The following is a 12,211-nucleotide window of genomic DNA, read 5'->3' on the forward strand; positions in this document are numbered from 1 at the left end:
CCATCGGCTTGGGAGAGTGAGACGGATGGCCGGGTGTAAAGCCTGGCAGCAGCAGAAAGATCAGGACGCCGCCCGGGCCTATCACTCGCCATAAGTCGTTTTCAGACATCCGGTGAAACCAAATGCCTGCGACCATGGCCCAAACCCTATACCGGGAGAATTCCATGAGCCGTGCCTTCGTCAATGAAGATAACGCCGCCGCGCAAGCCGATCAGCCAGTCGAACGGCAGGTCAGCGCGCAGCCCAATTACGTCACGCCGCAAGGCCTGGACCTGTTGCAGGGAAAAGTCACCGAACTGCAAACCCTGCACGCCGAACAATCGGCCAAAGGCGAGCAGGCCGACAAGCAGCGCCTGGCGGATCTCGAACGTGATTTGCGTTACTTCAAGCAGCGCCTGGGCAGCGCTCAGGTGGTACCCGCCGCGACTTCGACCGAGAAAGTGCAGATCGGCAGCTGGGTGACCTACGCCGATGAACACGCCACCGAACGCCGGGTACAACTGGTGGGCGAAGATCAGGCCGATGCCGCCCACGACCTGATCAATTGGGGTTCACCGTTGGGACGGGCACTGCTCGGCGCACGACTCAACGATGAAGTGCTGTGGCAGCGCCCTGCCGGGGATCAATTGATTGAGGTGATCCGTATCGAACCGGCTTAGACCACACCTTGGGCGAGCATGGCATCGGCGACTTTGACGAAGCCGGCGATGTTCGCGCCCTTGACGTAGTTGACCCGGCCGTTCTCCTCACCGTAATTCACGCAAGCGTGGTGAATCGACTGCATGATCGCGTGCAGCTTGCTGTCCACTTCGCCACCGGTCCATGCCAGGCGCATGGCGTTCTGCGACATTTCCAGCCCGCTCACCGCCACACCACCGGCGTTGGACGCCTTGCCCGGCGCGAACAGAATGTCGGCCTCGATGAACAGATCCACCGCCTCAAGGGTGGTCGGCATGTTCGCGCCTTCGGCCACGCAGATGCAGCCGTTGCGCAGCAAGGTGCGAGCGGCGTCGGCATCCAGTTCGTTTTGCGTCGCGCACGGCAGTGCGATGTCGCAGCTCAGGCCCCATGGCAGTTCACCGGCGCGAAATTCCAGGCCAAAACGGCTGGCCAGCTCACGGATGCGCCCGCGCTGTACGTTTTTCAGCTCCAGCACCGCCAGCCATTGCTCCTCGGTCAGGCCGCTTTCGCAATACAGCGTGCCTTCGGAGTCGGACAGCGAAATCACTTTGCCGCCCAGGTCCATGACCTTGCGCGCCGCGTATTGCGCGACGTTGCCGGAGCCGGAGATCGCTACGCGTTTACCCTCCACGGCCAGACCGCGACGCTTGAGCATTTCTTCGGCGAAGTACACGCAACCGAAACCGGTGGCTTCCGGGCGAATCAGGCTACCGCCGTAGCTTGGGCCTTTGCCGGTCAGCACGCTGGTGAACTGGTTGCTCAGGCGCTTGTACTGGCCGAACAGGAAACCGATTTCCCGCGCACCGACACCGATGTCCCCGGCCGGCACGTCAACGTCAGCACCGATGTGGCGGTACAACTCGCTCATGAAGGCCTGGCAGAAGCGCATGACTTCCGCGTCGCTCTTACCCTTCGGATCGAAGTCCGACCCGCCCTTGCCGCCGCCCATGGGCAATGAAGTCAGGGAGTTTTTGAAGGTCTGCTCGAAGGCGAGGAACTTCAGGACGCCCATGTTCACCGACGGGTGGAAACGCAGGCCACCCTTGTACGGGCCGATTGCGCTGTTCATCTGGATGCGGAAACCACGATTGACCTGGACCTTGCCCTGATCGTCGACCCACGACACGCGAAACACCACCGCACGCTCCGGCTCGCAGATGCGCTCCAGGATGCCGGAGGTCAGGTAATGCGGATTGGCTTCAAGAAACGGCCACAGGGTACGCAGGACTTCTTCGACAGCCTGGTGAAACTCGGGTTGATCCGGGTCGCGTTTTTTCAGGCGCGCAAGGAAGGATTCGACGGATTCGATCATGAAAAAGTCTCGGCAAATTTGTTGTCGTTGGAGGAGATTGGGCCGGACTGTAACAAACGAATCGCGCACAGGAACAGCGCAAAATGTCGCACTTATGAAATTAAATGGTGCACAGGATATAAATAAGTCCGCTTTTTGGACTCATTCTGCACCTGAATAGGGATTCACCATTCGAGCAATGCACCATCAGGAACACCGCCTTCGCGAGCAAGCCCGCTCCCACAGGGATCTTCTTCTGAATTGAGAATTGTGCCTTTCACAAAACCCTGTGGGAGCGGGCTTGCTCGCGAATGGCGCGGCTCGGTGTCATTGAAAAAACACAGGCAAAAAAAACGGAGCCCGAAGGCTCCGCTCTTTATGCAACCAACCTGAAATCAGGCCAGCTTCTTGTGGCGTACACGATGCGGCTGGGCAGCCGCTTCGCCGAGACGCTTTTTACGGTCGGCTTCGTACTCGGTGTAGTTGCCTTCGAAGAACACCGCTTGCGAGTCGTCTTCGTACGCCAGGATGTGAGTCGCGACGCGGTCAAGGAACCACCGGTCGTGGGAGATCACAATGGCGGCGCCCGGGAAGTCCAGCAGGGCCTCTTCCAGGGAACGCAGGGTTTCAACGTCGAGGTCGTTGGACGGTTCGTCGAGCAGCAGGACGTTGCCGCCCTCCTTCAGGGTCAGGGCCAGGTGCAAGCGACCGCGCTCACCACCGGACAGGTCCTTGACGAACTTCTGCTGATCGCCGCCCTTGAAGTTGAAGCGACCGACGTAGGTACGCGACGGGATCTCGTAGTTGCCGATGCGGATCTGGTCGGAACCGTCGGAGATCTGCTGGAACACGGTCTTGCTGCCGTCCAGGTCTTCGCGGCTCTGGTCAACGCAAGCCAACTGCACGGTTTCACCGACTTCGATGCTGCCAGAATCCGGCGTTTCCTTGCCCATCAGCATGCGGAACAGGGTCGATTTACCGGCACCGTTACCGCCGATCACGCCGACGATGGCGCCTTTAGGCATGGAGAACGACAGGTTGTCGATCAGCACGCGGTCGCCATAGCCCTTGGTGACGTTCTTGAATTCGATGACCTTGTCGCCCAGGCGCGGACCGGCCGGGATATAGATCTCGTTGGTTTCGCTGCGCTTCTGGAATTCCTGCGACTGCATTTCTTCGAAGCGTTGCAGACGAGCCTTGGATTTGGACTGACGGGCCTTGGCGCCTTTGCGCACCCACTCCAGTTCTTCCTTCATGGCTTTTTCGTGGGCCGACTGCTGCTTGGATTCGGTAGCCAGACGATCGGACTTGGCTTCCAGCCAACCCGAATAGTTGCCCTCGTAAGGAATGCCCGCGCCGCGGTCGAGTTCCAGGATCCAGCCGGCAACGTTGTCCAGGAAGTAACGGTCGTGCGTGATCGCGACCACGGTGCCCGGGAAGTCGTGCAGGAAGTGCTCAAGCCACGCAACGGAATCGGCGTCCAGGTGGTTGGTCGGTTCGTCGAGCAGCAGCATGTCCGGAGCGGACAGCAGCAGGCGGCACAGGGCCACACGACGCTTTTCACCACCGGACAGAACTTCGACCTTGGCATCCCAGGCTGGCAGACGCAGCGCATCGGCGGCGACTTCCAGTTGACGCTCAAGGTTGTGACCATCGCCGGCTTGCAGGATAGCTTCGAGCTTGGCCTGTTCAGCCGCCAGCTTGTCGAAGTCGGCATCCGGTTCGGCGTACGCGGCGTAGACCTCGTCCAGACGTGCCTGAGCGTTCTTGATGACGCTGACCGCTTCCTCAACCACTTCACGCACGGTTTTGGTCGGGTCCAGAATCGGTTCCTGTGGCAGGTAGCCGATGTTCAGCTCTGGCATCGGACGGGCTTCGCCTTCGAACTCGGTGTCGACGCCGGCCATGATTTTCAGCAGCGTGGACTTACCCGAACCGTTGAGGCCAAGTACGCCGATCTTGGCGCCAGGGAAGAACGACAGAGAAATGTTTTTCAGGATTTCCCGCTTCGGCGGAACAACTTTGCCCAGCCGATGCATGGTGAATACGTATTGAGCCATGGAGAACCTAGGGTCAGTGACTGATGAATGATTGGAGCGCAGGCAATGCCCGGCCAGACCGTGCGCGTCGTCCGTAAGAGGCGACGCTGAAAAAGTCTGAGTCTAGGAGCTGGAACGCTCCCGCGTAACCGGCAAAGCTACCTTAATGACAGATGGCAGTCCAGCCGACGGACAGGGGCTGGCACTTCGCCACAACTCAAGGCATGCTAGCCGCCCTTCGGGCGTCCGGCTTATAGTGCACGTCGCGCCAGTCCAGCCAAACCGCAGGATTACAGCTTGTCCATTGTCCCTCCGCCTCTGACTTCCAGTGCGCCGGCCACAGCGCCCGGCTCCCCCCTGCGCGGGACCTTGAAGGGCACCTTGGCGACACTCGTATTATTGCTGTTGGCCCTGCTGTTCTGGCAGTTGCTCGACCAGTTGCGGGAAACCCAGAAGAACCAGCGCCAGTACACCATCGACTACACCGCCGATCTGGCCGCGCAGGTCAGCCTGAACATGGCGCTCAATGCGCAGATCGCCCTCAACCTGCTGCCGATCGTCGAGCAACCGCAGGACGCCGATGAATTGCAGGCCCTGTTGCGCAAACTGCAACAATCGCTGCCTGATCTGCGCAGCCTGGCGTTGCTCAGCCCCTCGGGAAGAGTCATCAGTGACAGCGCTCCCGACAGCGATGACAGCGACTACCTGGGTGAACTGGTACGCCGCAGCCACGCACAGGCGCACTATTTCAGCAATGCCACCGACGGTTCCGTGGTGCACTTACTGTTGCACCAGGCCAGCGGCAGTTCCCGAGGCTATTGGGTCTTGCGCCTGACACCCACCTTCTTTTCGTCCCTGACCAAACAAGGCGAGGCCGGCGGCCGCCCGTTGTGGCTGGTGGAGAACCGCATCAATCATCAGATCATCAGCCGCGACGAAGCGCTGCCCTCGGTCAATCCGGGAACGTTGACCGCGGACGATGTCGCCAACAGCGTGCTGACCGTCCCGCTGAGCAGCAGCGATTGGCAACTGCGCGGTCTGTTTGACCGTCAGCGCGTACTGGAAGAGCTGCTGCCGGCGTTCATCGGCAAATGCCTGCTGGGCCTGGCGTTTTCCATGCTGCCGTTCCTCGCCTTGCTGAACATGCGCCGGCGTCAGCGCCAGTTGAATGAAGGCCGCCGGCGTTACCAGGACATTTTCGAAGGCACCGGCGTGGCCTTGTGCGTCCTCGACATGTCCGGGCTCAAGGTCTTTTTCGACAAGGCGCAACTGCAGGGCAGCGAGCAACTGCAAGCGTGGCTGGCGATCCCGGAGCAACGACGGCCATTGCTCAAGGAACTGCGGATCACCGAGGTCAACCAGGTTGCGCTGCAACTGCTTAATGTCGATAGCGCCGACAAAGCCTGGAAACTGCTGATCGACGGAAACCCACAGGACGGCACCGCCATCGGCAACCAGGTGCTCGACGCGATGCTCAACCGGCAGCAACAGCTTGAACTGGAAATCAAGCTCCAGGACGCCAGCGGCCGCGACCAGCACCTGTGGCTGGTGCTGCGCCTGCCGCAAACCCAGGACGACTATAAAGCGGTGATCCTGAGCATCACCGACATCACCAGCCGCAAGCTCATCGAACTGTCGCTGCAGGAGCGCGAAGGGTTCTGGTCGGACGTGGTGCGCACCGTGCCGGATCACCTGTATGTGCAGGATGTGATCAGCCAGCGGATGATCTACAGCAACCACCATCTGGGCCAGACCCTGGGTTACAACCGCACCGAACTGCACCAGATGGGCGAATACTTCTGGGAAATCCTCCTGCATCCCGAAGACGCCGACTATTACCACCGCTCCCGCCAGATCCAGCGCCAGGCCGGTTATCGCCAGTTGATGCAGTGCCAATTGCGCTTCCGCCATCGGGACGGCCAGTGGCGACGCTTCGAGATTCGCGAGCAGGCGCTGGCGCGGGACAAGGAAGACCAGGTCACGCGGATCATCGGCGTGGCCAAGGACATCACCGACCAGATCGAAGCCAGCGAATCCCTGCGCGACAGCGAGCAGCGCTACAGGATGCTCGCCGAAAGCATCAGTGACGTGATCTTCTCCACCGACAGCCGCCTTAACCTCAATTACGTCAGCCCCTCGGTGCAAGCGGTGCTGGGTTACGGCGTCGAGTGGATTTTCCAGAACGGCTGGCAATCGACCATCGCCAACCCGCAACAACTGACCGGCATCTACCACCTGATGGACCGGGTCAGCAAAGCGCTGGATCAGCCGGACCAACTGGCGCTGTTGCGCAGCCAGGTGCAAACCCAACTGTTCCTGTTCGATTGCCTGCGGGCCGACGGGCGCAAGATCCCGATCGAACTGCGCCTGGTATTGGTCTGGGACGAACACGGCACCTTCGAAGGCGTGCTCGGCGTCGGCCGCGACATCAGCCAGCAACGCCGGGCCGAAAAAGACCTGCGCATGGCGGCCACGGTATTCGAACACTCGACCTCGGCGATCCTGATCACCGACCCGGCCGGCTACATCGTCCAGGCCAACGAAGCCTTCAGTCGTGTCAGCGGTTACGCCGTGGAGCAGGTCCTCGACCAGCTGCCGAACATGCTGACGGTCGACGACCAGCAGGAAGCCCATCTGCGTTACGTGCTCAAGCAATTGGGCCAGCACAGTACCTGGGAGGGCGAAGTCTGGCTCAAGCGCCGTAATGGCGAGCATTACCCGGCCTGGGTCGGGATCACCGCCGTGCTCGACGATGAAGGCGACCTGGCCAGCTATGTGTGTTTCTTCAGCGACATCAGCGAGCGCAAGGCCAGCGAGCAGCGGATTCACCGCCTCGCCTACTACGACGCCCTGACCCACCTGCCCAACCGTTCGCTGTTCCAGGATCGCCTGCACACGGCACTGCAATCGGCCGAGCGGCAGAAGTCGTGGGTGGTGCTGATGTTCCTCGACCTCGACCGTTTCAAGCCGATCAACGACTCCCTGGGCCACGCCGCCGGCGACCGCATGCTCAAGGAAATGGCCACGCGCCTGCTCGGTTGCGTCGCCGATGACGACACCGTGGCGCGTATGGGCGGTGACGAATTCACTTTGCTCCTGCAACCGCGAGCCAACCGTGAAATCGCCCTGAACCGGGCGATCCATGTGGCCGAACAGATTCTCGCCAGCCTGGTGAAACCCTTCGTGCTCGAAGGCCGCGAGTTCTTCGTCACGGCCAGTATCGGCATCGCCCTGAGTCCACAGGACGGCAACGAACTCAGCCAGTTGATGAAGAACGCCGACACCGCGATGTACCACGCCAAGGAGCGTGGCAAGAACAACTTCCAGTTCTATCAGGCGGACATGAACGCCAGTGCGCTGGAGCGTCTGGAGCTGGAAAGCGACTTGCGCCATGCCCTGGAACAGAACGAATTCGTGCTGTATTACCAGCCGCAGTTCAGCGGTGACGGCAAGCGCCTGACCGGTGCCGAGGCGCTGTTGCGCTGGCGTCATCCACGCCGCGGGCTGGTGCCGCCGGGGGATTTCATTCCTGTGCTCAAAGAGCTCGGGCTGGTGGTGGATGTCGGCGACTGGGTGATCAGCGAAGCCTGCCGCCAACTCAAGGCCTGGCATCAGGCCAGGGTGCGGGTGCCGAAGGTGTCGGTGAACATCTCGGCGCGGCAGTTCTCCGACGGCCAACTCGGTACGCGAATCGCCACCATCCTCAAGGAAACCGGCCTGCCACCGGCGTGCCTGGAACTGGAGCTGACCGAAAGTATCCTGATGCGTGAAGTCAGCGAGGCGATGCAGATCCTCGACGGCCTGAAAAACCTCGGCCTGAGCATTGCGGTCGACGATTTCGGTACCGGTTACTCATCGCTCAACTACCTCAAGCAATTCCCGATCGATGTTCTGAAGATCGACCGCACCTTTGTCGATGGCCTGCCCAGCGGCGAGCAGGATGCACAGATTGCCCGGGCAATCATTGCCATGGCCCACAGCCTGAACCTGGCGGTGATCGCCGAAGGCGTGGAAACCCAAGAGCAGCTGGATTTCCTGAGGGAGCACGGTTGCGACGAGGTACAGGGTTATCTGTTCGGTCGACCGATGCCGGCCAATCGGTTCGAGGCCCAATACAGTAACGATGCATTGTTCATGTTTGATTGACCACTGCCGTCTCAACGTGCCTTGAACACCGTACTCATCTCATGCACTCGTACAGGCTGGTCAGGTTCTTCGACACGCGCAGCCAGCGCAGGCACCGTCGTACCTTGTGCCACCATCGGCTCGCTGCTGAAGTTCACGGTGATGCGCGTTCCATCGGCAAAGCTTGATTGCTGGAGCGCGCGATCTGTCGACAACACCTTGAAATCCACCATCGCCACGTTGAACAGCCGCTCGTGCAGCGGGCGGAAGATTCGGTCATAGGCCGCGATCACCGGCAGATCGCGATCGAGCACTTCATCGGCCAGGTGATAAAGCGGTGGCACCATGTACAACAGCTGCAGAAGCGCCGTCGCCTCCCACTCATTGCTGAATTTCAATGAGCCGTACTCCCAGTGATGGGTTGTCACGACGCTGTCATGCAAGGCGATCTGATAAAGCGGCAGGCGAAACCATGGCGAGCGCACATAACGGGCGATCGAAGACTTGAGCGGTACAGGCTTGAAGTAAAGACTGGGCGTTTCGTCGGGCCAGTAACGGCCTCGATAGTACGGCGAGCGTGAATCCTTCATGTCAGGATCCATCCAGGCGAAGGGCTGCGTCGTCATGCCCTGGGCAAACGCGAACTGTGGGGCGTACCAGGACAACCCGCCTTCCGTCCCGGTCACCAGGCCAAATGCCCGGGCAGGATAAGCCAGCCTCTGGCGCACGCTCTGACTGTCCTGCGACTCACTGGTCTCGCGCCCGGGCGTATGGTCCTCACGCGGTGGGCCGGCGCCATCCACATCCAGGAAATAGCTGTTGAGCCCAGCGTTTTGTGCAATCGCATCGATGCGTTTTCGAGCATAGTCATGGGCTGCACGAGCGCTGACATACACCCCCCGTCCGGCAAAACCGGTGGCGGGTTGGCCGTTTTGATCCCGGTAACCGGCATTCGCCAATTCATCGCCCATCTGCGCGGTAGACCAGGTTGCCGCAAGGTTCGAGGGGTGAGCGCTGCCATAGCTGTCATAGACGCCGACCAGGTAACCCGCCGCCTTGGCCTGTTCAATGGCTTCAGGATGCCAAAGCGCCGTTCGCCACTCACTGACGCCCAGCCAGGCACGGCGCAAACCTGCCGATTGCAGCGCGCTGACCAAGTCGGTCGAGAGACCGCCTCCCCAACCTCGGGCGGGAGCCAACAGCGGACCGAAGGCCTGTTCCATGGCGACGCTCATATCCCGTGCCCATGCCACTTCACCGCCAGGGTCATGCCCGCCCGGCAGCGGTGTCACTTCGGGACGGGCAATCACCTTCAACAGTGCCGCGTTGAGCGCTCGAATCACCTCTCTTTTCAGCCACGGCTCGATATCACCCGGGTTCCTGGCTGCCGCCTTGAACGCCTTCTCGACGGTTTTGCGCTTTTCATCATCAAGCACCTTCCACAGACGGCCCGCCAGTTGCGTGTCATCGCCTCGCTGGCGCCGAAACTGTTCCAGAAACGCTCTCCATTGAACGATGTCCGCGACTTTCAGCGGATCGCTGCCCCACAGATAGATATGAGATGCCCCTCCTAACCGGGCGACTTCGGGCGTCGTAGCGATCTTGTCGTTCAAGGAGACAAACTGGCCGCTTGCTTGCAGCCACTGCCGGTATCCACGCGCCCCGGCCAACGGGTCCTGCGGACCGGGCACAATACGCAGGGTATAAGCGGCATCGGGTGATAAAGAGGAGAAGCGGTGAGTAAAACCAGGTCGTGCCCGATCCTCCCTGCGTTCGACATCAAACGTTGTATCCAGGGGTGTTTCCAACAGCCAGGTCACGGAAAGCCCCTCTCGCAACTCCGTCCAGAACGGCATGGAAAGAATACTCAGCACACTTTCCGGCTCGTAACGACGCACCATCCAGTCAAGCCACCCGGGGTCGTCCGCCGGCACATAACTGCCCTCGCCAAAAGGAAATGCATAAGCCCTGATGGCCCCGGGATCCGCGGTCCGTGGCCAGTTCAACACCGATGGACCTTGCGACCGGACTGACACCCGTAAGGCACCGAACTCGATATTGGCCGCGACCTTGTACCGGGCCGTACCTGCCGCCACTTGCCATTCGTGATCCGACAGCCGCTCGACCCTGCTACCGCTGAACGCCGGGGACGCCAGCGCCAGGCGCTTGCCCTGTGAAGTCGTAAGGGAAATGGCCAGCGTGTCCGGATCGATTGCAAACTGCCCGGCGGGACTGTCCAGCAGCACAGGATCATTGGCCAGGGCGTACGTCGTGCCGGGCACCATGCAAGCCAACAGGATGGCCCATGCAAGGGCTATCCGACGAAATGGGCAAGCCTGCGCAGAAACGGGCGTGGTGGGCATCAGATCGGTTACGGGCATCATCCATCGGCCTCCTGTCCAGCGTTCAGGGGCAAGACGTTCGTCAGCTCAAGTCTTTATCCAGGCTTCCAGAACAAGGTGTGCCCCGCAAAAAACAAGGATGCCCAATGCGACTCCGTGCTTCAGGGATAATTTGTGTCCGAATATTCAGCCGCGCACCGTGAATGCCACTTGTCTGCGACATGATGCCGTTTCATATGCCATCTAAAACCCATTGGGTTAGAATGCCCCCCTTTTCCGCCCCCGATCCTTGAGGACCGCCATGTTCAGCCGTGATTTGACTATTGCCAAGTACGACGCCGATCTCTTTGCCGCCATGGAGCAAGAAGCTCAGCGCCAGGAAGAGCACATTGAGCTGATCGCTTCGGAAAACTACACCAGCCCTGCTGTGATGGAAGCCCAAGGCTCGGTACTGACCAACAAGTACGCCGAAGGTTACCCGGGCAAGCGCTACTACGGTGGTTGCGAGTACGTAGACATCGTCGAGCAGCTGGCTATCGACCGCGCCAAAGAGCTGTTCGGCGCCGACTACGCCAACGTTCAGCCGCACGCCGGTTCGCAAGCCAACAGCGCCGTTTACCTGGCCCTGCTGTCGGCCGGCGACACCATCCTGGGCATGAGCCTGGCCCACGGCGGTCACCTTACCCACGGTGCCAGCGTTTCGTCTTCGGGCAAGCTGTACAACGCCATCCAGTACGGCATCGACGCCAACGGCCTGATCGACTACGACGAAGTCGAGCGCCTGGCCGTTGAGCACAAGCCGAAAATGATCGTGGCCGGTTTCTCTGCCTACTCGCAGATCCTCGACTTCCCGCGCTTCCGTGCAATCGCCGACAAAGTAGGTGCCTACCTGTTCGTCGACATGGCCCACGTGGCCGGTCTGGTCGCCGCTGGCGTCTACCCGAACCCGGTTCCATTCGCTGACGTCGTGACCACCACCACCCACAAGACCCTGCGCGGTCCACGTGGTGGCCTGATCCTGGCTCGCGCCAACGCCGATATCGAGAAGAAGCTGAACTCCGCCGTATTCCCGGGCGCTCAGGGTGGTCCTCTGGAGCACGTGATCGCGGCCAAGGCGATCTGTTTCAAGGAAGCGCTGCAGCCTGAGTTCAAGGTTTACCAGCAGCAAGTGGTGAAGAACGCCCAGGCCATGGCCAGCGTGTTCATCGAGCGCGGTTTCGACGTGGTTTCCGGTGGTACTCAGAACCACCTGTTCCTGCTGTCGCTGATCAAGCAGGAAATCTCCGGTAAAGACGCCGATGCCGCGCTGGGCAAAGCGTTCATCACCGTGAACAAGAACTCCGTGCCAAACGATCCACGTTCCCCGTTCGTCACCTCCGGCCTGCGCTTCGGCACCCCGGCTGTGACCACTCGTGGCTTCAAGGAAGCAGAGTGCAAGGAACTGGCCGGCTGGATCTGCGACATCCTGGCTGACCTGAACAACGAAGCGGTGATCGATGCCGTTCGTGAGAAGGTCAAGGCCATCTGCAAGAAGCTGCCGGTGTACGGCGCTTAATCAGCCCGTTAAACCGTAGCTATAAAAACCGGCCAGAGATGGCCGGTTTTTTTTCGCCCGTTTTTTATTCAGTCGGGGGGAAAGGCTCTAAACCGGGCTCACTCACCAACTGGTAAGACCGGTCATGCCAATTTTCTAATTTTTACTTGCGAACACCCAAAAATAGCGCCTAGACTGC

Annotated in this window: 6 protein-coding genes; 3 read left to right on the forward strand and 3 right to left on the reverse strand. The window is 60.5% G+C overall.

The window, feature by feature from the left end:
* Positions 1-164 precede the first annotated feature (164 nt).
* The gene (locus ASD95_RS27075) at positions 165-659 is read left to right on the forward strand and encodes a GreA/GreB family elongation factor (protein ID WP_056728721.1); all 495 of its coding nucleotides are present in this window, start codon (positions 165-167) and stop codon (positions 657-659) included.
* Here ASD95_RS27075 and gdhA read toward each other — a convergent pair.
* Positions 656-1,993, reverse strand: a complete 1,338-nt coding sequence (gene gdhA / locus ASD95_RS27080; RefSeq protein WP_056728723.1) for an NADP-specific glutamate dehydrogenase — start codon at positions 1,991-1,993, stop codon at positions 656-658. The genes ASD95_RS27075 and gdhA overlap by 4 nt on opposite strands.
* A 374-nt stretch (positions 1,994-2,367) precedes the next feature.
* The gene (ettA, locus tag ASD95_RS27085; protein ID WP_056728725.1) at positions 2,368-4,032 is read right to left on the reverse strand and encodes an energy-dependent translational throttle protein EttA; all 1,665 of its coding nucleotides are present in this window, start codon (positions 4,030-4,032) and stop codon (positions 2,368-2,370) included.
* A gap of 276 nt (positions 4,033-4,308) precedes the next feature.
* Here ettA and ASD95_RS27090 point away from each other — a divergent pair, with 276 nt between their 5' ends.
* The gene (locus tag ASD95_RS27090; RefSeq protein ID WP_056728727.1) at positions 4,309-8,157 is read left to right on the forward strand and encodes a sensor domain-containing protein; all 3,849 of its coding nucleotides are present in this window, start codon (positions 4,309-4,311) and stop codon (positions 8,155-8,157) included.
* 11 nt (positions 8,158-8,168) lie between these two features.
* Here the strand turns inward: ASD95_RS27090 and ASD95_RS27095 are convergent, their stop codons facing one another.
* Positions 8,169-10,520 (reverse strand): glycoside hydrolase, encoded by a 2,352-nt coding sequence (locus ASD95_RS27095; protein WP_223541995.1) that lies wholly within the window; start codon positions 10,518-10,520, stop codon positions 8,169-8,171.
* A gap of 259 nt (positions 10,521-10,779) precedes the next feature.
* Between ASD95_RS27095 and glyA the strand changes: the two genes are divergently transcribed.
* Positions 10,780-12,033, forward strand: a complete 1,254-nt coding sequence (gene glyA, locus ASD95_RS27100; protein WP_056728729.1) for a serine hydroxymethyltransferase — start codon at positions 10,780-10,782, stop codon at positions 12,031-12,033.
* Positions 12,034-12,211: the final 178 nt, after the last annotated feature.

Source organism: Pseudomonas sp. Root71 (genome assembly GCF_001429045.1).
Lineage (GTDB): Bacteria > Pseudomonadota > Gammaproteobacteria > Pseudomonadales > Pseudomonadaceae > Aquipseudomonas > Aquipseudomonas monachiensis.